19 protein-coding genes and 1 pseudogene are annotated in these 21,687 nt (G+C 58.5%); all 20 read left to right on the top strand.

From position 1 onward, the window contains the following. The first annotated feature begins 2 nt into the window (after positions 1 to 2). Positions 3 to 1,685, top strand: a complete 1,683-nt coding sequence (gene yidC / locus BBF94_RS16910; RefSeq protein WP_065260128.1) for a membrane protein insertase YidC — start codon at positions 3 to 5, stop codon at positions 1,683 to 1,685. Positions 1,686 to 1,765: 80 nt separating this feature from the next. Continuing rightward, on the top strand, positions 1,766 to 3,136 hold the full coding sequence (gene mnmE, locus BBF94_RS16905) for a tRNA uridine-5-carboxymethylaminomethyl(34) synthesis GTPase MnmE (RefSeq protein ID WP_065260127.1): 1,371 nt from the start codon (positions 1,766 to 1,768) through the stop codon (positions 3,134 to 3,136). A 552-nt stretch (positions 3,137 to 3,688) separates the two neighbouring features. Beyond that, positions 3,689 to 5,587: a tRNA uridine-5-carboxymethylaminomethyl(34) synthesis enzyme MnmG gene (gene mnmG / locus BBF94_RS16900; protein ID WP_065260126.1), complete on the top strand. Its 1,899-nt coding sequence runs from the start codon at positions 3,689 to 3,691 to the stop codon at positions 5,585 to 5,587. Then, on the top strand, positions 5,584 to 6,228 hold the full coding sequence (gene rsmG, locus BBF94_RS16895; RefSeq protein WP_065260125.1) for a 16S rRNA (guanine(527)-N(7))-methyltransferase RsmG: 645 nt from the start codon (positions 5,584 to 5,586) through the stop codon (positions 6,226 to 6,228). Before mnmG ends, rsmG begins: the two co-directional genes overlap by 4 nt. Positions 6,229 to 6,246: 18 nt before the next feature. Continuing rightward, entirely contained in the window at positions 6,247 to 7,044 is a 798-nt protein-coding gene (locus tag BBF94_RS16890) for a ParA family protein (RefSeq protein ID WP_065260124.1), read from the top strand. Positions 7,045 to 7,053: 9 nt separating this feature from the next. Then, a complete protein-coding gene (locus BBF94_RS16885; protein ID WP_065260123.1) occupies positions 7,054 to 7,926 on the top strand; it encodes a ParB/RepB/Spo0J family partition protein in 873 nt (290 codons plus the stop codon). Between the two features lie 148 nt (positions 7,927 to 8,074). Continuing rightward, positions 8,075 to 8,482 carry a F0F1 ATP synthase subunit I gene (locus BBF94_RS16880; protein WP_003229783.1) on the top strand — a complete coding sequence of 136 codons (408 nt, stop codon included), beginning with the start codon at positions 8,075 to 8,077 and terminating at the stop codon, positions 8,480 to 8,482. Between the two features lie 16 nt (positions 8,483 to 8,498). After that, a complete protein-coding gene (gene atpB, locus BBF94_RS16875; RefSeq protein ID WP_065260122.1) occupies positions 8,499 to 9,368 on the top strand; it encodes a F0F1 ATP synthase subunit A in 870 nt (289 codons plus the stop codon). A 133-nt stretch (positions 9,369 to 9,501) separates the two neighbouring features. Continuing rightward, entirely contained in the window at positions 9,502 to 9,759 is a 258-nt protein-coding gene (atpE, locus tag BBF94_RS16870; RefSeq protein WP_003097235.1) for a F0F1 ATP synthase subunit C, read from the top strand. Between the two features lie 58 nt (positions 9,760 to 9,817). Next, complete coding sequence (locus tag BBF94_RS16865; RefSeq protein WP_065260121.1) at positions 9,818 to 10,288, top strand: F0F1 ATP synthase subunit B; 471 nt, start codon at positions 9,818 to 9,820, stop codon at positions 10,286 to 10,288. A 12-nt stretch (positions 10,289 to 10,300) separates the two neighbouring features. Beyond that, the gene (locus BBF94_RS16860) at positions 10,301 to 10,837 is read left to right on the top strand and encodes a F0F1 ATP synthase subunit delta (RefSeq protein ID WP_065260120.1); all 537 of its coding nucleotides are present in this window, start codon (positions 10,301 to 10,303) and stop codon (positions 10,835 to 10,837) included. A gap of 21 nt (positions 10,838 to 10,858) precedes the next feature. Then, positions 10,859 to 12,403 carry a F0F1 ATP synthase subunit alpha gene (gene atpA / locus BBF94_RS16855; protein ID WP_065260119.1) on the top strand — a complete coding sequence of 515 codons (1,545 nt, stop codon included), beginning with the start codon at positions 10,859 to 10,861 and terminating at the stop codon, positions 12,401 to 12,403. Positions 12,404 to 12,453: 50 nt separating this feature from the next. Continuing rightward, positions 12,454 to 13,314, top strand: a complete 861-nt coding sequence (gene atpG, locus BBF94_RS16850) for a F0F1 ATP synthase subunit gamma (protein WP_065260118.1) — start codon at positions 12,454 to 12,456, stop codon at positions 13,312 to 13,314. A 27-nt stretch (positions 13,315 to 13,341) separates the two neighbouring features. Further along, complete coding sequence (gene atpD / locus BBF94_RS16845; protein ID WP_065260117.1) at positions 13,342 to 14,718, top strand: F0F1 ATP synthase subunit beta; 1,377 nt, start codon at positions 13,342 to 13,344, stop codon at positions 14,716 to 14,718. Positions 14,719 to 14,763: 45 nt separating this feature from the next. Beyond that, the gene (locus BBF94_RS16840; protein ID WP_007954164.1) at positions 14,764 to 15,189 is read left to right on the top strand and encodes a F0F1 ATP synthase subunit epsilon; all 426 of its coding nucleotides are present in this window, start codon (positions 14,764 to 14,766) and stop codon (positions 15,187 to 15,189) included. Between the two features lie 118 nt (positions 15,190 to 15,307). Further along, positions 15,308 to 16,675 (top strand): bifunctional UDP-N-acetylglucosamine diphosphorylase/glucosamine-1-phosphate N-acetyltransferase GlmU, encoded by a 1,368-nt coding sequence (gene glmU, locus BBF94_RS16835; protein WP_065260116.1) that lies wholly within the window; start codon positions 15,308 to 15,310, stop codon positions 16,673 to 16,675. 134 nt (positions 16,676 to 16,809) lie between these two features. Beyond that, positions 16,810 to 17,586: a DeoR/GlpR family DNA-binding transcription regulator gene (locus BBF94_RS16830; protein WP_065260115.1), complete on the top strand. Its 777-nt coding sequence runs from the start codon at positions 16,810 to 16,812 to the stop codon at positions 17,584 to 17,586. 2 nt (positions 17,587 to 17,588) lie between these two features. After that, positions 17,589 to 19,421 (top strand): glutamine--fructose-6-phosphate transaminase (isomerizing), encoded by a 1,833-nt coding sequence (gene glmS, locus BBF94_RS16825; RefSeq protein WP_065260114.1) that lies wholly within the window; start codon positions 17,589 to 17,591, stop codon positions 19,419 to 19,421. Positions 19,422 to 19,825: 404 nt separating this feature from the next. Next, complete coding sequence (hutU, locus tag BBF94_RS16820; protein WP_065260113.1) at positions 19,826 to 21,517, top strand: urocanate hydratase; 1,692 nt, start codon at positions 19,826 to 19,828, stop codon at positions 21,515 to 21,517. Between the two features lie 2 nt (positions 21,518 to 21,519). Continuing rightward, positions 21,520 to 21,687, top strand: a pseudogene (locus BBF94_RS27660) (histidine ammonia-lyase); the annotation flags it as partial.

Here is a 21,687-nt window from a genome sequence, read left to right as displayed (position 1 = left end):
TCATGGATATCAAACGCACGATCCTGATCGTCGCCCTGGCAATCGTGTCCTACGTCATGGTTCTTAAATGGAACCAGGATTATGGCCAGGCTGCCCTGCCGACTCAGAATGTTGCTTCCAGCACGACCACCTCCGGTTTGCCGGACACCGTTCCTGGCAATAACGCTTCCGTCAGTGACGATATTCCGCATGCCGCAAGCGATACCAGCGCACCTGCAGAAGTCCCGGTCGCTGCCAGCAAGGATCTGATCCAGGTCAAAACCGACGTGCTCGATCTGGCGATCGACCCACAAGGCGGTGACGTTGCACAACTGACCTTGCCACTGTATCCACGTCGTCAGGACCGTCCGGATGTTCCGTTCCAGCTGTTCGACAACGGCGGTGAACGTACTTATCTGGCGCAAAGCGGGCTGATCGGCACCAACGGCCCGGACGCCAATCCGGCCGGCCGTCCGGTCTACTCCTCGGAGAAGAAAAGTTATCAACTGGCCGACGGTCAGGACCAATTGGTCGTCGACCTGAAATTCAGCAAGGACGGCGTCAACTACATCAAGCGTTTCACCCTGAAACGTGGCCTGTATGACGTGACCGTGACCTACCTTGTGGATAACCAGAGCGCTCAGCCCTGGACCGGTTCGATGTTTGCGCAGTTGAAGCGTGACAACAGCGCCGATCCTTCGTCGACCACCGCTACCGGTACTGCGACTTACCTGGGCGCCGCCCTGTGGACAAGTTCCGAGCCCTACAAGAAAGTGTCCATGAAGGACATGGACAAGGGTCAGCTCAAGGAAACCGTCACCGGTGGCTGGGTCGCCTGGCTGCAGCACTACTTCGTGACGGCATGGGTTGCGCCGAAAGGCGAAAACAACATCGTCCAGACCCGTAAAGACAGCAAAGGCAACTACATCATCGGTTACACCGGTCCTTCGCTGACCGCGGCACCAGGTGCAAAAGTTGAAACCGGCGCCATTCTGTACGCCGGCCCGAAAAGCCAGGCTGTCCTGAAGGAGTTGTCCCCAGGTCTGGAACTGACCGTCGACTACGGCATTCTGTGGTTCATTGCCCAGCCGATCTTCTGGCTGCTGCAACATATCCACGCGATTGTCGGCAACTGGGGCTGGTCGATCATCTTCCTGACCATGCTGATCAAGGGAATTTTCTTCCCTCTGTCGGCCGCCAGCTACAAGTCGATGGCCCGCATGCGTGCCGTGGCTCCGAAACTGGCTGCGTTGAAAGAACAACATGGCGATGACCGGCAGAAAATGTCGCAAGCCATGATGGAGCTGTACAAGAAAGAGAAAATCAATCCGCTGGGTGGCTGCCTGCCGATCCTGGTGCAGATGCCGGTTTTCCTTTCGCTGTACTGGGTTCTGCTGGAAAGCGTGGAAATGCGCCAGGCGCCGTTCATGCTGTGGATCACCGACCTGTCGATCAAGGATCCGTTCTTCATCCTGCCGATCATCATGGGCGCGACCATGTTCATCCAGCAGCGTCTGAACCCGACTCCGCCGGATCCGATGCAGGCGAAGGTCATGAAAATGATGCCGATCATCTTCACCTTCTTCTTCCTGTGGTTCCCGGCCGGTCTGGTGCTGTACTGGGTTGTGAACAACTGCCTGTCGATTGCCCAACAGTGGTACATCACGCGTAAGATCGAATCGGCGACGAAAAAAGCCGAGGCGTAACTTACTCTGTGGATAACACCATTCGAAACGCCCCCTAGTGGGGCGTTTTGCTATCTGCCATTTCTGTCTGGATACCGGTTATGAGCGTACCTCGTGAAACCATCGCAGCCGTCGCCACCGCCCAGGGCCGTGGTGGCGTGGGCATCGTTCGGATCTCCGGGCCGTTGGCTGGCGTTGCAGCCAAAGCCATCAGCGGCCGTGAACTGAAACCACGGTTCGCTCACTACGGCCCGTTCTTCAGTGACGATCAACAGGTGCTGGACGAAGGTCTGGCGCTGTATTTCCCCGGCCCGAACTCGTTCACCGGCGAAGATGTGCTGGAACTGCAGGGCCACGGCGGTCCGATCGTCCTCGACATGTTGCTCAAACGTTGTCTGGAACTGGGTTGCCGTCTGGCCCGTCCGGGGGAATTCAGTGAACGCGCTTTCCTCAATGACAAACTCGACCTGGCCCAGGCCGAGGCGATCGCCGACCTGATCGAAGCCAGTTCTGCACAGGCTGCACGTAATGCGTTGCGTTCCTTGCAGGGCGCCTTTTCCCAACGTGTGCATAACCTCACCGAACAACTGATCGGCCTGCGCATTTATGTCGAGGCTGCCATCGATTTTCCGGAAGAAGAAATCGACTTCCTTGCCGATGGCCATGTGCTGAGCATGCTCGACAAGGTTCGTGACGAGTTATCCACCGTGTTGCGTGAAGCCGGGCAGGGAGCGTTGCTGCGTGACGGTATGACCGTGGTGATTGCCGGTCGTCCGAATGCCGGCAAATCCAGTCTGTTGAATGCACTGGCTGGGCGAGAAGCCGCCATCGTGACGGAAATCGCCGGTACGACCCGGGATATCCTGCGCGAACATATCCACATCGATGGCATGCCGCTGCATGTCGTAGACACTGCCGGATTGCGCGATACCGACGACCATGTGGAAAAGATCGGTGTAGAACGTGCGCTGAAAGCCATCGGCGAAGCCGATCGAGTACTGTTGGTGGTCGATGCTACGGCTCCGGAAGCGGCCGATCCTTTCGCGTTATGGCCCGAATTCCTTGAAACCCGACCGGATCCGGCAAAGGTCACCCTGATTCGCAACAAGGCGGACCTGACCGGTGAAGCGATTGCCCTGGAAGTCAGCGACGATGGCCATGTGACCATCAGCCTGAGCGCCAAGGCTGCCGGCGAAGGCCTGGATCTGCTGCGCGATCACCTCAAGGCCTGCATGGGTTACGAGCAGACCTCGGAAAGCAGCTTCAGCGCACGTCGTCGTCATCTGGAAGCCTTGCGCCATGCCAGCGCTGCTCTTGAACATGGCCGTGCACAGCTGACCCTGGCGGGGGCCGGCGAGTTGTTGGCAGAAGATCTGCGTCAGGCTCAACAGTCCCTCGGGGAAATTACCGGGGCGTTCAGCTCCGATGATCTGCTCGGGCGGATCTTTTCCAGTTTCTGCATCGGTAAATAACCCTTCCGTTGTCCACAGACAGGTCCGTTCGCGACCTGTCTGTTCCTTCTCTTTGCATTTCTTTGCTTCCAGCCCCGGGCAGATTCCTTCTCCCTGAGCGGATTTCTCCTGTCCGCTGCGTGCTCACTCATCCGAATACTGTGGATCAAGCCCTGTGAATAACTGCCGTTAAGGACAGTTGATAACAGAGCTTCAAAACTGGATATAACCGCCTCTGTGGATAACCATCTCATTCATCCACAGGCTTACACCGGTTATCCAAGGGCCTCACGGTGACATGGGCACAGGGTTTTGAATCTCTGTACACATCGAAAATAAAGGCCTGTAGAAATCTATCCACAGAAATCAGGTGCAGTAAGAATAAGCTTTAAAACAAGGGTTTTATAAATTTCTCTCTTTTTTATTTTTTTAACCGCGAGTTCTCCACAGCTGGTTAAATTTTGTGCAAAGGGTTCTTTAGGAAGGGCGAAGTCCCTATACTTGTCGACCAGGTCCAGAAACCTGATCTCAAACTATTCCTGAATACCTACTTAAGCAGGCACGAGGTGCGTGGTGGATTTCCCTTCCCGTTTTGAAGTGATCGTCATCGGCGGCGGTCATGCCGGTACCGAGGCAGCACTGGCCTCAGCACGCATGGGGGCAAAAACCCTGCTGCTGACGCATAACGTGGAAACCCTCGGTGCCATGAGTTGCAACCCGGCCATCGGCGGCATCGGCAAAAGCCATCTGGTCAAGGAAATCGATGCCCTCGGCGGCGCGATGGCCACGGCTACCGATCTGGGTGGCATCCAGTTTCGTGTATTGAACAGCCGTAAAGGCCCGGCCGTGCGTGCAACCCGTGCACAAGCCGACCGGATTCTTTACAAGGCCGCTGTCCGCGAAATCCTGGAGAACCAGCCGAACCTGTGGATATTTCAACAGGCCGCTGACGACCTCATCGTCGAGCAGGAGCAGGTGCGTGGTGTGGTCACGCAAATGGGTCTGCGCTTCTTTGCAGATTCCGTGGTATTGACCACCGGTACGTTCCTGGGCGGACTTATCCACATCGGCTTGCAGAACTACTCCGGCGGTCGCGCCGGTGATCCGCCGTCCATTGCGTTGGCTCGTCGTCTTCGTGAACTGCCACTGCGTGTCGGCCGGTTGAAGACCGGTACACCGCCGCGCATCGATGGCCGATCTGTGGATTTCTCGGTCATGACCGAGCAGCCAGGCGATACGCCGATCCCGGTGATGTCGTTTTTGGGCAACAAGGAACAGCATCCACGGCAGGTGAGTTGCTGGATCACCCACACCAACGCCCGTACCCACGAAATCATCGCTTCGAACCTCGATCGTTCGCCGATGTATTCCGCCGCCGGAGAAATCGAGGGCATCGGTCCGCGTTACTGCCCGTCCATCGAAGACAAGATCCACCGTTTTGCCGACAAGGAAAGCCATCAGGTGTTCATCGAGCCGGAAGGCCTGACCACCCATGAGCTGTATCCGAACGGGATATCCACAAGCCTGCCGTTCGACGTGCAATTGCAGATCGTGCAATCGATCCGCGGCATGGAAAACGCGCACATCGTGCGTCCGGGTTACGCGATCGAGTACGACTACTTCGATCCACGGGATCTGAAGTACAGCCTGGAAACCAAAGTCATCGGCGGTCTGTTCTTCGCTGGCCAGATCAACGGCACCACCGGTTACGAAGAAGCCGGCGCTCAAGGTCTGCTGGCTGGCGCGAACGCCGCACTGCGGGCCAAGGGCAAGGAAGCCTGGTGCCCGCGTCGCGATGAGGCGTACATCGGGGTATTGGTCGACGACCTGATCACCCTCGGCACCCAGGAGCCGTACCGCATGTTCACTTCACGTGCCGAGTACCGCCTGATCCTGCGCGAGGACAACGCGGACTTGCGCCTGACCGAAAAAGGTCGCGAACTGGGTCTGGTCGATGACGCGCGTTGGGCGGCGTTCTGCAAGAAACGCGAAAACATCGAACTTGAAGAACAACGCCTGAAAAGCACCTGGGTTCGTCCGGGCACGCCGCAGGGGGATGCGATTGCGGAAAAATTCGGCACACCGCTGTCCCACGAATACAACTTGCTCAATCTCTTGAGTCGTCCGGAAATCGACTACGCTGGTCTGGTCGAAGTGACCGGGCCGGGTGCGCAAGACCCACAGGTCGCCGAGCAGGTCGAGATCAAGACCAAATATGCCGGTTACATCGACCGTCAGCAGGACGAAATCGCCCGTTTGCGCGCCAGCGAAGACACGAAATTGCCTGTGGATATCGAATACACCAGCATTTCCGGTCTCTCCAAGGAGATTCAGAGCAAGCTGAGCGCCACGCGTCCCGAGACGCTGGGCCAGGCTTCGCGGATCCCGGGCGTGACCCCGGCAGCGATTTCGCTGTTGATGATTCATTTGAAAAAACGCGGCGCGGGCCGTCAGTTGGAGCAAAGCGCTTGAGTTCTAAGGTCACTTCGCAACACGCCGAAGAGTTATCCACAGGAGCCCGTGAGCTCGGTGTCAATCTCACAGAGGCCCAGCACGAATTGCTGCTGGGTTATCTGGCCCTGTTGATCAAATGGAACCAGGCCTACAACCTGACTGCCGTTCGCGATCCGGACGAAATGGTTTCCCGCCATTTGCTCGACAGTCTGAGCGTGATGTCGTTCGTCGAAAACGGTCGCTGGCTGGATGTCGGCAGCGGCGGAGGCATGCCTGGTATTCCTTTGGCGATCCTGTATCCGGATTCGCCAGTGACCTGCCTGGACAGCAACGGCAAGAAAACCCGCTTTCTGACCCAGGTCAAACTTGAGCTCAAACTGGACAATCTGCAAGTTATCCACAGCCGCGTCGAAGCCTTCCAGCCTGCAGAACCTTTCAACGGGATCATTTCCCGGGCATTCAGCAGCATGGAGAATTTCACCAACTGGACTCGCCACCTCGGCGACGCCGATACGCGCTGGCTGGCAATGAAGGGCGTTCATCCGGCCGATGAGCTGGTAGCATTGCCGGCAGACTTCAAACTCGATAGCGAACACGCCCTGGCCGTACCCGGTTGCCAGGGCCAACGCCATCTGCTGATACTGCGCCGCACGGCATGATTGGGAACACAAGCAAGAATGGCTAAGGTATTCGCGATAGCGAACCAGAAGGGTGGTGTGGGCAAGACCACCACCTGCATCAACCTCGCAGCATCCCTGGTCGCGACCAAGCGCCGGGTGCTGTTGATCGATCTCGATCCACAGGGCAACGCCACCATGGGTAGCGGTGTGGATAAACATGGCCTGGAAAACTCGGTCTACGACCTGTTGATCGGCGAATGCGATCTGGCCCAGGCCATGCATTTTTCCGAACACGGCGGTTATCAACTGCTGCCGGCCAACCGTGATCTGACGGCGGCCGAAGTGGTGCTGCTGGAAATGCAGATGAAGGAAAGTCGCCTGCGCAGCGCGCTGGCGCCGGTCCGTGAAAATTACGATTACATTCTGATCGACTGCCCGCCATCGCTGTCGATGCTCACGCTGAACGCTTTGGTTGCCGCCGACGGGGTGATTATCCCCATGCAGTGCGAATACTTTGCGCTCGAAGGTTTGAGCGACCTTGTGGATAACATCAAGCGCATCGCCGAGCTGTTGAACCCGGACCTCAAGGTCGAAGGCCTGCTGCGGACCATGTACGACCCGCGTCTGAGTCTGATGAACGATGTATCGGCGCAGCTCAAGGAACACTTCGGCGATCAGCTGTACGACACGGTGATCCCGCGCAACGTCCGCCTGGCCGAAGCACCGAGCTACGGCATGCCGGCGCTGGCCTACGACAAGCAGTCGCGTGGAGCGCTGGCCTATCTCGCTCTGGCAGGCGAGATGGTTCGCCGCCAGCGCAAAAATTCACGCATCGCCGCTGCCCAGCCAACTTAAGGAATCCCCATGGCCGTCAAGAAACGAGGTCTCGGACGTGGACTGGATGCACTGCTGAGCGGTCCGACTGTCAGCGCCCTGGAAGAACAGGCTGCGCAGGCTGACAGCCGTGAGTTGCAGCACCTGCCGCTGGATCTGTTGCAGCGTGGCAAGTATCAGCCGCGCCGGGACATGGATCCCCAGGCGCTGGAAGAGCTGGCGCAATCGATCAAGACTCAGGGCGTGATGCAACCGATCGTGGTTCGCCCGATCGGTGGTGGCCGCTTTGAAATCATCGCAGGTGAACGTCGCTGGCGTGCCAGCCAGCAGGCCGGGCAGGAAACCATTCCGGCCATGGTCCGTGATGTGCCGGATGAAACCGCGATCGCCATTGCCCTGATCGAAAACATCCAGCGCGAAGACCTGAACCCCATCGAGGAAGCGGTGGCCCTGCAGCGCTTGCAGCAGGAATTCCAGCTCACCCAGCAACAGGTGGCCGAGGCTGTGGGCAAGTCTCGCGTCACTGTGGCCAACCTGCTGCGACTCATCGCACTGCCGGAAGTCATCAAGACCATGTTGTCCCACGGCGACCTGGAAATGGGTCATGCCCGTGCATTGCTCGGTCTGCCGGACAATCAGCAGGTGGAAGGGGCGCGACATGTTGTCGCACGCGGCCTTACAGTGCGCCAGACTGAAGCACTGGTTCGCCAGTGGCTGAGTGGCAAACCCGCGCCGGTCGAACCGGCAAAACCCGACCCGGATATCGCCCGGCTCGAACAACGTCTGGCCGAGCGCCTTGGCTCTGCGGTGCAGATCCGCCACGGCAAGAAGGGAAAGGGTCAACTGGTGATCGGCTACAACTCGCTCGACGAGCTTCAAGGTGTGCTTGCACACATCCGCTGAAACAATTGCTCTTGTAGCGCGCAGTCGGAAATCACTACCTGACAGTTGAATAGGGGCAGAACCGCCCCTATACTCTGCGCGCATTTTGTCGGCACAAATTATGCCAAGTTATTGAATTTCGGCAGCCGACCATTGGAGAGCAATCGTGATGGAAACCCGCAAGCCAAACCGCCTGCCCTTCCATCGCCTGGCGGTTTTTCCGGTGTTGATGGCTCAATTTGTCATTTTGCTCATTGCCGCTTTGGCGCTCTGGCAATGGCACGGAGTCGTTGCCGGATACTCGGGACTTTGCGGAGGCCTGATAGCCTTGCTGCCCAATGTTTATTTCGCTCACAAGGCATTTCGGTTTTCCGGCGCCCGAGCAGCCCAGTCCATCGTCCGGTCTTTCTATGCCGGCGAGGCAGGCAAACTGATTTTGACGGCAGTGCTTTTTGCACTGGTGTTTGCAGGTGTGAAGCCACTGGCGCCGATCGCTGTATTCGGCGCCTTCGTGCTGACTCAGTCGGTCAGCTGGTTCGCTCCCCTGCTGATGAGAACAAGACTTTCGAGACCTTAGGGCGTTTGAGGCAACCATGGCAGAAACAACCGCTTCGGGCTATATCCAGCACCACTTGCAGAACCTGACCTTCGGTCAGCTACCCAACGGCGGCTGGGGCTTTGCCCACACCGCAGCAGAAGCCAAGGAAATGGGTTTCTGGGCTTTCCACGTCGATACCCTCGGCTGGTCGGTCGCACTGGGTCTGATTTTCGTCATTCTTTTCCGCATGGCGGCCAAGAAGGCGACTTCCGGTCAGCCAGGTGCACTGCAGAACTTCGTTGAAGTGCTGGTCGAATTCGTCGATGGCAGCGTGAAAGACAGCTTCCATGGCCGTAGCCCGGTGATCGCACCGCTGGCACTGACCATCTTCGTCTGGGTGTTCCTGATGAACGCCGTCGACCTGGTACCGGTCGACTGGATTCCTCAGCTGGCCATCCTGATCTCCGGCGACCACCACATCCCGTTCCGTGCCGTGTCGACTACCGACCCGAACGCGACCCTGGGCATGGCGTTCTCGGTTTTCGCACTGATCATTTTCTACAGCATCAAGGTCAAGGGCATCGGCGGCTTCATCGGCGAGCTGACCCTGCACCCGTTCGGCAGCAAGAACATCTTCGTTCAGGCGCTGCTGATCCCGGTGAACTTCCTGCTGGAATTCGTGACCCTGATCGCCAAACCGATCTCTCTGGCCCTGCGTCTGTTCGGCAACATGTATGCCGGCGAGCTGGTGTTCATCCTGATCGCTGTGATGTTCGGCAGCGGCCTGCTCTGGCTCAGCGGCCTGGGCGTTGCGCTGCAGTGGGCGTGGGCGGTGTTCCACATCCTGATCATCACCCTGCAGGCGTTCATCTTCATGATGCTGACCATCGTCTACCTGTCGATGGCGCACGAAGAAAACCATTAAGACCGGTCTCGGCCGGTCTGATGTCCCTCCCGGTCAAACGGGAGGGGGTTCCTCACGGGGCCGCTGAAACGATTTGTTTTACCGCTTTAATCTAAAAAACCTAAACCATACGACGTAAAAGTCGGGAGGAAAGATGGAAACTGTAGTTGGTCTAACCGCTATCGCTGTTGCACTGTTGATCGGCCTGGGCGCACTGGGTACCGCAATTGGTTTCGGCCTGCTGGGCGGCAAGTTCCTGGAAGGCGCAGCGCGTCAGCCGGAAATGGTTCCAATGCTGCAAGTTAAAATGTTCATCGTTGCCGGTCTGCTCGACGCCGTAACCATGATCGGTGTTGGTATCGCTCTGTTCTTCACCTTTGCGAACCCGTTCGTTGGTCAGATCGCTGGCTAATCATTCGGATCTTCCGATTGATTTGATGTGATGGACAACGTAACTGCGAGGTGTTGGCGTGAACATTAATGCGACCCTGATTGGCCAGTCCGTTGCGTTCCTGATTTTTGTACTGTTCTGCATGAAGTTCGTATGGCCTCCGGTCATCACGGCACTGCGCGAACGTCAAAAGAAGATCGCCGATGGTCTGGACGCTGCCAACCGAGCAGCTCGCGACCTGGAGCTGGCCCAAGAGAAAGCGGGTCAGCAACTGCGCGAAGCGAAAGCTCAGGCAGCTGAAATCATCGAGCAAGCCAAGAAACGCGGTAACCAGATTGTTGACGAAGCCCGTGAACAGGCTCGCGTCGAAGCTGACCGTGTGAAGGCTCAGGCTCAGGCCGAGATCGAACAGGAACTGAACAGTGTCAAAGATGCGCTGCGCGCCCAAGTGGGTAGCCTGGCCGTTGGCGGTGCTTCGAAGATCCTGGGCAAGACAATCGATCAAAACGCGCACGCAGAGCTGGTTAACCAACTGGCTGCTGAAATCTAAGCGAGGGCGATCATGGCAGAACTGACCACGTTGGCCCGACCTTACGCTAAGGCGGCCTTCGAGCACGCTCAGGCCCACCAGCAACTGGCCAATTGGTCAGCCATGCTCGGCCTGGCAGCAGCGGTGTCGCAAGACGACACCATGCAGCGCGTGCTCAAGGCCCCGCGACTGACGAGCGCAGAAAAGGCCGCCACGTTCATTGACGTGTGCGGCGACAAGTTTGATGCCAAGGCACAAAATTTCATTCACGTCGTTGCCGAAAACGACCGTCTCCCGCTTCTGCCGGAGATCGCTGCTCTTTTCGACCTGTACAAGGCCGAACAAGAGAAATCGGTAGACGTTGAAGTGACCAGTGCTTTTGCATTGAACCAAGAACAGCAAGACAAACTCGCCAAGGTTCTCAGTGCACGACTCAACCGGGAAGTGCGCCTGCAAGTTGCGGAGGATGCTGCCCTCATAGGTGGTGTCGTTATCCGCGCCGGCGACCTGGTTATCGATGGCTCAGTTAGCGGCAAACTCGCGAAACTGGCCGAAGCATTGAAATCTTGAGTTTGAAGGGGCAGCAGAGCAATGCAGCAACTCAATCCTTCCGAAATAAGTGAAATTATCAAGGGCCGCATCGAAAAACTCGATGTGACCTCCCAAGCCCGTAACGAAGGCACTGTCGTCAGCGTATCTGACGGTATCGTGCGGATTCACGGTCTGGCCGACGTCATGTACGGCGAGATGATCGAGTTTCCGGGCGGCGTCTACGGTATGGCCCTCAACCTGGAGCAAGACTCCGTAGGTGCCGTTGTACTGGGCGCATACACGACTCTGGCTGAAGGCATGAGCGCCAAGTGCACCGGCCGCATCCTCGAAGTTCCGGTTGGTAAGGAACTGCTGGGTCGCGTTGTCGACGCACTGGGTAACCCTGTTGACGGCAAAGGTCCACTGGGCAACACCGAGACCGACGCGGTCGAGAAAGTTGCTCCGGGCGTGATCTGGCGTAAGTCGGTAGACCAGCCTGTACAGACTGGCTACAAGGCTGTCGATGCCATGATCCCTGTCGGCCGTGGCCAGCGTGAGCTGATCATCGGTGACCGTCAGATCGGCAAGACCGCTCTGGCGATCGACGCGATCATCAACCAGAAAGACAGCGGCATTTTCTGCGTATACGTAGCGGTCGGTCAGAAGCAGTCGACCATCGCCAACGTGGTTCGCAAGCTGGAAGAAAACGGTGCATTGGCCAACACCATCATCGTTGCCGCGAGCGCTTCGGAATCTGCAGCACTGCAGTTCCTGGCTCCGTACTCCGGTTGCACCATGGGTGAATTCTTCCGCGACCGCGGTGAAGACGCGCTGATCGTTTATGACGATCTGTCCAAGCAAGCAGTGGCTTACCGCCAGATTTCCCTGCTGCTGCGCCGTCCACCAGGACGTGAAGCCTACCCGGGCGACGTGTTCTATCTCCACTCCCGTCTGCTGGAGCGCGCATCCCGCGTTTCGGAAGAGTACGTAGAGAAGTTCACCAACGGTGCAGTGACCGGCAAAACCGGTTCCCTGACCGCATTGCCGATCATCGAAACCCAGGCTGGCGACGTTTCCGCGTTCGTTCCGACCAACGTGATCTCCATCACCGACGGTCAGATCTTCCTGGAATCGGCCATGTTCAACTCGGGCATCCGCCCTGCAGTGAACGCCGGTGTTTCGGTATCCCGTGTGGGTGGTGCCGCTCAGACCAAGATCATCAAGAAGCTGTCCGGTGGTATCCGTACCGCTCTGGCCCAGTACCGTGAACTGGCGGCATTCGCCCAGTTCGCTTCTGACCTGGACGAAGCGACCCGCAAGCAACTTGAGCATGGTCAGCGCGTTACCGAGCTGATGAAGCAGAAGCAATACGCGCCAATGTCGATCGCCGACATGTCGCTGTCGCTGTATGCCGCTGAGCGTGGGTTCCTGACTGACATTGAAATCGCCAAAGTCGGCAGCTTCGAGCAAGCGCTGATTGCTTACTTCAACCGCGATCACGCCGATTTGATGGCCAAGATCAACGTGAAGGGTGACTTCAATGACGAAATCGACGCTGGCCTGAAAGCCGGTATCGAGAAGTTCAAGGCCACCCAAACCTGGTAAGCCGCAGCGGGAGCCGCAAGGCTCCCGCTTGCTAACCTGATAGGTGTTACATGGCAGGCGCAAAAGAGATTCGCAGTAAGATTGCGAGCATCAAAAGCACGCAAAAAATTACCAGCGCCATGGAAAAAGTGGCGGTCAGCAAAATGCGCAAGGCACAAATGCGCATGGCTGCTAGCCGCCCTTATGCGGAGCGTATCCGCCAGGTAATTGGGCATCTGGCCAACGCCAACCCGGAATACCGCCATCCGTTCATGATCGACCGCGCCGTCAAGCGCGTCGGCTATGTCGTGGTGAGCAGTGACCGTGGTCTGTGCGGCGGCTTGAACACCAACCTGTTCAAGGCCCTGGTCAAGGACATGGCGGTAAACCGCGAAAACGGCGTCGAGATCGATCTGTGTGTCGTTGGTAGCAAGGGTGCGGCCTTTTTCCGCAACTTCGGCGGTAACGTCGTTGCAGCTATCAGCCATCTGGGTGAAGAGCCGTCGATCAATGATCTGATCGGCAGCGTCAAGGTGATGCTGGATGCTTATCTGGACGGCCGTATCGACCGCCTGTCCGTGGTGTCCAACAAGTTCGTCAACACCATGACCCAGACGCCAACCGTGGAGCAGTTGATTCCACTGGTGGCGACCCCGGATCAAGAACTCAAGCACCACTGGGACTACCTCTACGAACCGGACGCCAAAGAGCTGCTTGACGGCTTGATGGTGCGTTACGTGGAGTCGCAGGTGTACCAGGCGGTGGTCGAGAACAACGCGGCCGAACAAGCTGCGCGGATGATCGCGATGAAGAACGCTACCGACAACGCCGGTGATCTGATCAGCGACTTGCAGCTGATCTACAACAAGGCGCGTCAGGCTGCGATCACCCAAGAGATCTCGGAAATCGTCGGCGGCGCTGCCGCGGTTTAACGGTTCAAATATTCAGAGGATCCAGCTATGAGTAGCGGACGTATCGTTCAAATCATCGGCGCCGTTATCGACGTGGAATTTCCACGCGACAGCGTACCGAGCATCTACGACGCCTTGAAGGTTCAAGGCGCCGAAACCACTCTGGAAGTTCAGCAGCAGCTGGGCGACGGCGTGGTTCGTACCATTGCGATGGGCTCCACCGAGGGTCTGAAGCGCGGTCTGGACGTCAACAACACTGGCGCAGCCATCTCCGTACCGGTCGGTAAAGCGACCCTGGGCCGGATCATGGACGTACTGGGCAACCCGATCGACGAAGCCGGCCCGATCGGCGAAGAAGAGCGCTGGGGTATCCACCGCGCCGCTCCTTCCTTCGCTGAACAGGCAGGTGGCAACGACCTGCTCGAAACCGGCATCAAGGTTATCGACCTGGTCTGCCCGTTCGCCAAGGGCGGTAAAGTCGGTCTGTTCGGTGGTGCCGGTGTAGGCAAGACCGTAAACATGATGGAACTGATCCGTAACATCGCCATCGAGCACAGCGGTTATTCCGTGTTCGCCGGTGTGGGCGAGCGTACTCGTGAGGGTAACGACTTCTACCACGAGATGAAGGACTCCAACGTTCTCGACAAGGTAGCCCTGGTCTACGGTCAGATGAACGAGCCACCGGGAAACCGTCTGCGTGTAGCGCTGACCGGTCTGACCATGGCAGAGAAGTTCCGTGACGAAGGTAACGACGTTCTGCTGTTCGTCGACAACATCTACCGTTACACCCTGGCCGGTACCGAAGTATCCGCACTGCTGGGTCGTATGCCTTCGGCAGTAGGTTACCAGCCGACTCTGGCTGAAGAGATGGGCGTTCTGCAGGAACGTATCACTTCGACCAAGCAAGGTTCGATCACTTCGATCCAGGCCGTATACGTACCTGCGGACGACCTGACCGACCCGTCGCCGGCAACCACGTTTGCTCACCTGGACGCCACCGTCGTTCTGTCCCGTGACATCGCTTCCCTGGGTATCTACCCGGCGGTAGACCCACTGGACTCGACTTCGCGTCAGCTGGACCCGAACGTGATCGGCAACGAGCACTACGAGACCGCTCGTGGCGTTCAGTACGTGCTGCAGCGTTACAAAGAGCTGAAGGACATCATTGCGATCCTGGGTATGGACGAGCTGTCGGAAACCGACAAGCAGTTGGTAGCTCGTGCTCGTAAGATCCAGCGCTTCTTGTCGCAGCCGTTCTTCGTGGCTGAAGTCTTCACCGGTGCTTCGGGTAAATACGTTTCCCTGAAAGACACCATTGCTGGCTTCAAAGGCATCCTCAACGGTGACTACGACCACCTGCCAGAACAAGCGTTCTACATGGTTGGCGGCATCGAAGAAGCGATCGAGAAAGCCAAGAAACTGTAATCCAGGCGCCCGGCAACGGGCGCTAATTTAGGTTGAGGCAATCAGATGGCTATGACAGTCCATTGCGATATCGTCAGCGCGGAAGGGGAAATCTTCTCCGGTCTGGTCGAGATGGTGATTGCGCACGGTGCTCTGGGTGATCTTGGTATCGCTCTGGGCCACGCGCCGTTGATCACGAATCTCAAGCCGGGTCCGATCCGCCTGATCAAGCAAGGCGGGGAAGCCGAGGTGTTCTACATCTCCGGTGGTTTCCTCGAGGTTCAGCCGAACATGGTCAAGGTGCTTGCCGATACCGTGCAACGTGCCGCCGACCTGGATGAAGCTCAGGCCCAGGCAGCTCTCAAGGCTGCCGAGGCCGCTCTGCATGAGAAGAGCGCAGATTTCGACTACGGAGCTGCGTCCGCACGTCTGGCCGAGGCTGCAGCTCAGCTGCGCACCGTCCAGCAGATCCGCAAGAAGTTTGGCGGTTGATCCGTCAGCCACTTATTGTGCGATTGATAAAAAAGGGTAGCCTCGGCTACCCTTTTTTATTTTCCTACTTTCAAAAAACCGGTCGCAGTTGCTGACCACCCAGGATTGGTAGCCAGTCATGTCTCTTGAAATCGTTATCCTCGCGGCCGGCCAAGGCACCCGCATGCGTTCGGCATTGCCAAAAGTGCTGCACCCGATCGCCGGCGACTCCATGCTCGGCCATGTTATCCACAGTGCGCGTCAACTCGATCCACAGCGCATTCACGTGGTTATCGGCCATGGCGCCGATGTGGTGCGCGAGCGTCTGGCTGCCGATGATCTCAATTTTGTGCTGCAAGACAAGCAGTTGGGCACCGGCCACGCGACCGCTCAGGCCGTACCGTTCATTACCTCCGACACCGTTCTGATTCTCTACGGAGACGTGCCGTTGATCGAGGTCGAAACCCTGCAGCGTCTGCTAAAGCATGTCGTTCCAGGGCAAATGGGCTTGTTGACTGTCGAGCTGCAGGACCCGACCGGCTACGGCCGTATCGTGCGCGATGCCAGCGGCAAGGTGGCGGCAATCGTCGAGCACAAGGATGCCACTGAAGCGCAACGCATGATCACCGAAGGCAACACAGGCATTCTCGCGGTACCGGCCAGCCATCTGGCCGACTGGATGGGACGCCTGTCGAACAACAATGCCCAAGGCGAGTATTACCTGACTGATGTGATCGAAATGGCGGTCGGTGACGGCCTGGTGGTTGCGACGGAGCAACCCCATGATCCGATGGAAGTGCAGGGCGCCAACGATCGCAAGCAACTGTCCGAACTGGAGCGCCACTATCAGTTGCGCGCCGGTCGCCGCCTGATGGCGCAGGGTGTGACCCTGCGTGACCCGGCCCGGTTCGATGTACGTGGCGAAGTGACCGTCGGTCGCGACGTGCTGATTGACATCAACGTGATACTCGAAGGCAAGGTGGTCATTGAAGATGACGTGGTGATCGGCCCGAACTGCGTCATCAAGGACAGCACCCTGCGCAAAGGCGTGGTGATCAAGGCCAACAGTCATATTGAAGGCGCGGTGCTGGGCGAGGGCAGCGAAGCCGGTCCGTTTGCACGCCTGCGCCCGGGTTCCGTGCTGGAAGCTCGCGCTCATGTGGGTAACTTCGTCGAACTGAAAAACACCCGCATGGGCGAGGGTGCCAAGGCCGGGCACCTGACTTATCTGGGCGACGCCGAGATCGGTGCCCGCACCAACATCGGAGCCGGCACCATCACCTGCAACTACGATGGCGCCAACAAGTGGAAAACCGTGTTGGGCGAAGATGTGTTCATCGGTTCCAACAACTCGCTGGTGGCGCCTGTGGATATCTCCTCCGGTGCGACCACTGCCGCCGGTTCGACCATCACTCAGAATGTGGATAACGCTCAGCTCGCCGTGGGGCGTGCGCGGCAGAGAAACATCGATGGCTGGAAGCGTCCCGAGAAAATCAGGAAGAGCTGAGTTATCCACAGCACCTCAATCCAGAGAAATCGCTGCCCCAGGGCAGCGATTTTTTTTTCATCCCCGGCTTGACGATTTTGCGTTGATCGGTTTTGATTGCTTCCGTTATCTTTCGAATCGAAATTTATCAGGCCATGTCGAAACGCAATACACCCCAACGCCGCCACAACATACTGGCCTTGCTCAACGAGCGGGGTGAAGTCAGTGTCGACGAGCTCGCCAAGCGTTTCGAAACTTCGGAAGTTACGATTCGCAAGGATCTGGCCGCGCTGGAAAGCCATGGCCTGCTACTGCGCCGTTACGGCGGAGCGATCACCATGCCTCAGGAGCTGGTGGCCGATGTCAGTCAGAACGTTTCCAAATACAAACAGGCGATTGCCCGCGCCGCGGTCACCCGTATTCGCGAGCACGCCCGTATCATCATCGACAGCGGCAGCACCACGGCCGCGATGATTCCCGAACTTGGCCAGCAACCCGGGCTGGTGGTGATGACCAACTCCCTGCATGTCGCCAATGCCCTGAGCGAACTTGAGCATGAACCTGTTCTGCTGATGACCGGTGGAACCTGGGATCCTCATTCGGAATCCTTCCAGGGTCAGGTCGCCGAGCAGGTACTACGCTCTTACGACTTCGATCAATTGTTCATCGGTGCCGATGGCATCGATCTGGTGCGTGGCACCACAACGTTCAATGAACTGCTCGGCCTGAGCCGAGTGATGGCGGAAGTGGCGCGGGAAGTGATCGTGATGGTCGAGGCCGACAAGATCGGTCGCAAGATTCCAAACCTGGAGCTGCCATGGAGCAGCGTCCATACCCTAATCACCGATGATCGCCTGCCGCAGGAGGCACGGGATCAGATTCAGGCTCGCGGTATCAATTTGATTTGCGCGACGGTCAGTCAGGAGAAATAAGCATGTGTGGAATTGTCGGCGCGGTAGCTGAACGTAATATCACCGCCATCCTGGTCGAAGGCCTCAAGCGCCTCGAATACCGGGGTTATGACAGTGCCGGTGTGGCGGTGTACACCAATGACGGCGCTTTGGAGCGTACCCGTCGTGTGGGCAAGGTCAGCGAACTGGATGCGGCCCTGGCTGAACATCCGCTGGCGGGACGCCTCGGCATTGCCCACACCCGCTGGGCCACCCATGGCGCGCCAAGCGAACGCAATGCTCACCCGCATTTCTCCGGCAATGTCGCGGTGGTGCACAACGGCATCATCGAAAACCATGAAGTGCTGCGCGAGCAACTCAAGGCGCAGGGTTATGTGTTCTCTTCCGACACCGACACCGAAGTCATTGCTCACCTGCTGACCGAAAAACTCAAGGCGCTGCCGGATCTGACCGACGCCCTGAAAGCAGCGGTCAAGGAACTGCATGGTGCCTATGGGCTGGCGGTGATCCACGCCCTGCAGCCGGATCGTCTGGTTGCGGCTCGAAGCGGCAGCCCGCTGGTGATCGGTCTGGGCCTGGGCGAAAACTTCCTCGCTTCCGACCAACTGGCTCTGCGTCAGGTCACCGACCGTTTCATGTATCTGGAAGAAGGCGATATCGCCGAAATCCAGCGTGACAAGGTGCAGATCTGGGACCTGACCGGCAAAGCCGTCGAGCGCCAGACCGTGCAGTACACCGATGGCGCCGAAGCGGCCGACAAAGGCGAGTTCCGCCATTACATGCTCAAGGAAATCCACGAACAGCCGTCTGTGGTGCAACGCACGCTGGAGGGGCGTCTCAGCCCGAACCAGGTGCTGGTGCAGGCATTCGGCCCGCAAGCGGCCGAACTGTTCGCCAAGGTGCGCAACGTACAGATCGTGGCCTGCGGCACCAGCTATCACGCCGGTATGGTTGCCCGTTACTGGCTCGAAGAGCTGGCAGGAATTCCGTGCCAGGTCGAAGTGGCCAGTGAGTTCCGCTACCGTAAGGTCGTGGTGCAGCCGGACACGCTGTTCGTCACCATTTCCCAGTCCGGCGAAACCGCCGACACCCTCGCGGCGCTGCGCAACGCCAAGGAACTGGGTTTCCTGGGCAGTCTTGCGATCTGCAACGTCGGCATCAGTTCGCTGGTGCGCGAATCCGACCTGACCCTGCTGACCCAGGCCGGTCGTGAAATCGGCGTGGCCTCGACCAAGGCGTTCACCACGCAACTGGTTGGTCTGCTGCTGCTGACCCTGTCCCTGGGGCAGGTGCGCGGCACGCTGGGCAAAGACGTTGAAGCCACGCTGGTCGAAGAACTGCGTCGCCTGCCGACCCGACTGGGCGAAGCGCTGGCCATGGACAGCACGGTGGAAAAAATCGCCGAACTGTTCGCCGACAAGAACCACACATTGTTCCTTGGTCGTGGCGCGCAATATCCGGTCGCGATGGAAGGGGCCCTGAAACTCAAGGAAATCTCTTACATCCACGCCGAAGCTTATCCTGCCGGCGAACTGAAGCATGGTCCGCTGGCGCTTGTGGATAACGACATGCCGGTGGTGACTGTGGCGCCGAACAACGAACTGCTCGAGAAGCTCAAGTCCAACCTGCAGGAAGTTCGTGCCCGTGGCGGCGAACTGATCGTGTTCGCTGACGAGAAGGCCGGGATGACCAACGGCGAAGGCACCCACGTGGTGCAGATGCCGCACATCCACGACATCCTGTCGCCGATCCTCTACACCATTCCGCTGCAACTGCTGTCGTACTACGTCGCCGTGCTCAAGGGCACTGACGTGGACCAGCCGCGTAACCTGGCCAAGTCGGTGACGGTGGAATAAGTTATCCACACGCCGCAATAGACGACCTCAGCCTGGAGACTCATTGAGTCTCCAGGCTGAGGGATGTTTCCCACTTTTTGTTACCGAACACCCCAGCGCGGTGCAATGCCACGCTCCTGTAACAACCTCTCTGATTTCAAAAAGCGTCCCTTCGAAAAAAATTCAATCACTCGATGCCCCATGATTTCGGTGTCCTCAGCGATGTTCGCTGGTTTTGTCGGACAGCTTCTTCATAAGTTGGCCGTTCAATTGCATATGCTTGTATGTACAAGTAAAGACGTATGCATACGAGTTGAAAGAAACCAAGCATCACGTCCACTGATTCGCTTGTCGCGCATTGAAGCGCACAAGCCGCTTGCCCATCGCCAGGGTTGGTTTGAATTGATCGCTGAGGAGTCTTTTTCGTGACTGACGCAAAAACTACTAAATTCCGTGACGTCGAAATCCGCGCCGCCCGCGGCAACAAGCTGACCGCCAAGAGCTGGCTGACCGAAGCGCCGCTGCGCATGCTGATGAACAACCTCGACCCGGAAGTGGCCGAGAACCCGAAAGAGCTGGTGGTTTACGGTGGTATCGGTCGCGCCGCGCGCAACTGGGAGTGCTACGACAAGATCGTCGAAAGCCTGACCAATCTGAACGACGACGAGACCCTGCTGGTGCAGTCCGGCAAACCGGTCGGCGTGTTCAAGACCCATAGCAACGCCCCGCGCGTGCTGATCGCCAACTCCAACCTGGTGCCGCACTGGGCGACCTGGGAACACTTCAACGAACTCGACGCCAAAGGTCTGGCGATGTACGGCCAGATGACCGCCGGCAGCTGGATCTATATCGGTAGCCAGGGCATCGTCCAGGGCACCTACGAAACCTTCGTCGAAGCCGGGCGCCAGCATTACGATTCCAACCTCAAGGGCCGTTGGGTTCTGACTGCCGGCCTCGGTGGCATGGGCGGCGCCCAGCCGCTGGCTGCAACATTGGCCGGTGCCTGCTCGCTGAACATCGAATGCCAGCAGGTGAGCATCGATTTCCGCCTGAAAAGCCGTTACGTCGACGAGCAGGCCAAAGACCTCGACGACGCCCTGGCGCGCATCGAGAAGTACACCAAAGAAGGCAAGGCGATCTCCATCGCGCTGCTGGGTAACGCTGCAGAAATCCTCCCGGAACTGGTCCGTCGCGGTGTGCGCCCGGACATGGTCACCGACCAGACCAGCGCCCACGACCCGCTCAACGGCTACCTGCCGGCCGGCTGGACCTGGGACGAATACCGCGCCCGCGCCAAGACCGAGCCGGCCGCTGTGATCAAAGCCGCCAAGCAGTCGATGGCGGTGCACGTCAAAGCCATGCTCGACTTCCAGAAACAAGGCATCCCGACCTTCGACTACGGCAACAACATCCGTCAGATGGCCCAGGAAGAGGGTGTGGAAAACGCTTTCGACTTCCCGGGTTTCGTCCCGGCCTACATCCGTCCGCTGTTCTGCCGTGGCATCGGCCCGTTCCGCTGGGCGGCGCTGTCGGGTGATCCGCAGGACATCTACAAGACCGACGCCAAAGTCAAAGAGCTGATCCCGGACGACGCCCACCTGCACAACTGGCTGGACATGGCCCGCGAGCGCATCAGCTTCCAGGGTCTGCCGGCGCGGATCTGCTGGGTCGGCCTGGGTCTGCGCGCCAAACTCGGTCTGGCGTTCAACGAAATGGTCCGCCGCGGCGAGCTGTCGGCGCCGATCGTGATCGGTCGCGACCACCTCGACTCCGGCTCGGTGTCCAGCCCGAACCGCGAAACCGAATCGATGCAGGACGGCTCCGACGCCGTCTCCGACTGGCCGCTGCTCAACGCCTTGCTCAACACCGCGAGCGGTGCGACCTGGGTCTCGCTGCACCACGGTGGCGGCGTCGGCATGGGCTTCTCCCAGCACTCGGGCATGGTGATCGTCTGCGACGGTACCGATGAGGCGGCCGAGCGCATCGCTCGTGTGCTGCACAACGACCCGGGCACCGGTGTGATGCGTCATGCCGATGCCGGTTACCAGATCGCCATCGACTGCGCCAAGGAGCAGGGCTTGAACCTGCCAATGATCACTTCGGTTAAAGGAGCCTGAACATGACTGCGCTGAACCTGATCCCCGGCCAACTGAGCCTGGCCCAACTGCGTGATGTCTACCAGAACCCGGTCAAACTGACTCTCGACTACAGCGCCGCCGCGCAGATCGAAGCCAGCGTCGCCTGCGTCGAGCAGATCCTCGCCGAGAACCGCACCGCCTATGGCATC

This window comes from Pseudomonas bananamidigenes, from assembly GCF_001679645.1.
In the GTDB taxonomy this organism is placed as follows: Bacteria; Pseudomonadota; Gammaproteobacteria; order Pseudomonadales; family Pseudomonadaceae; genus Aquipseudomonas; species Aquipseudomonas bananamidigenes.
The sequence above is the reverse complement of the archived record's forward strand: the minus strand, read 5'-3'. Positions and strand labels throughout refer to the sequence as shown.

What these genes read in the sequence shown, in the direction of transcription:
- yidC (WP_065260128.1), top strand. Translation starts at nt 3, where the DNA reads ATGGATATCAAACGCACGATCCTGATCGTCGCCCTGGCAATCGTGTCC.
- mnmE (WP_065260127.1), top strand. Translation starts at nt 1,766, where the DNA reads ATGAGCGTACCTCGTGAAACCATCGCAGCCGTCGCCACCGCCCAGGGC.
- BBF94_RS16890 (WP_065260124.1), top strand. Translation starts at nt 6,247, where the DNA reads ATGGCTAAGGTATTCGCGATAGCGAACCAGAAGGGTGGTGTGGGCAAG.
- BBF94_RS16885 (WP_065260123.1), top strand. Translation starts at nt 7,054, where the DNA reads ATGGCCGTCAAGAAACGAGGTCTCGGACGTGGACTGGATGCACTGCTG.
- BBF94_RS16880 (WP_003229783.1), top strand. Translation starts at nt 8,075, where the DNA reads ATGGAAACCCGCAAGCCAAACCGCCTGCCCTTCCATCGCCTGGCGGTT.
- atpB (WP_065260122.1), top strand. Translation starts at nt 8,499, where the DNA reads ATGGCAGAAACAACCGCTTCGGGCTATATCCAGCACCACTTGCAGAAC.
- atpE (WP_003097235.1), top strand. Translation starts at nt 9,502, where the DNA reads ATGGAAACTGTAGTTGGTCTAACCGCTATCGCTGTTGCACTGTTGATC.
- BBF94_RS16860 (WP_065260120.1), top strand. Translation starts at nt 10,301, where the DNA reads ATGGCAGAACTGACCACGTTGGCCCGACCTTACGCTAAGGCGGCCTTC.
- atpA (WP_065260119.1), top strand. Translation starts at nt 10,859, where the DNA reads ATGCAGCAACTCAATCCTTCCGAAATAAGTGAAATTATCAAGGGCCGC.
- atpG (WP_065260118.1), top strand. Translation starts at nt 12,454, where the DNA reads ATGGCAGGCGCAAAAGAGATTCGCAGTAAGATTGCGAGCATCAAAAGC.
- atpD (WP_065260117.1), top strand. Translation starts at nt 13,342, where the DNA reads ATGAGTAGCGGACGTATCGTTCAAATCATCGGCGCCGTTATCGACGTG.
- BBF94_RS16840 (WP_007954164.1), top strand. Translation starts at nt 14,764, where the DNA reads ATGGCTATGACAGTCCATTGCGATATCGTCAGCGCGGAAGGGGAAATC.
- glmU (WP_065260116.1), top strand. Translation starts at nt 15,308, where the DNA reads ATGTCTCTTGAAATCGTTATCCTCGCGGCCGGCCAAGGCACCCGCATG.
- BBF94_RS16830 (WP_065260115.1), top strand. Translation starts at nt 16,810, where the DNA reads ATGTCGAAACGCAATACACCCCAACGCCGCCACAACATACTGGCCTTG.
- glmS (WP_065260114.1), top strand. Translation starts at nt 17,589, where the DNA reads ATGTGTGGAATTGTCGGCGCGGTAGCTGAACGTAATATCACCGCCATC.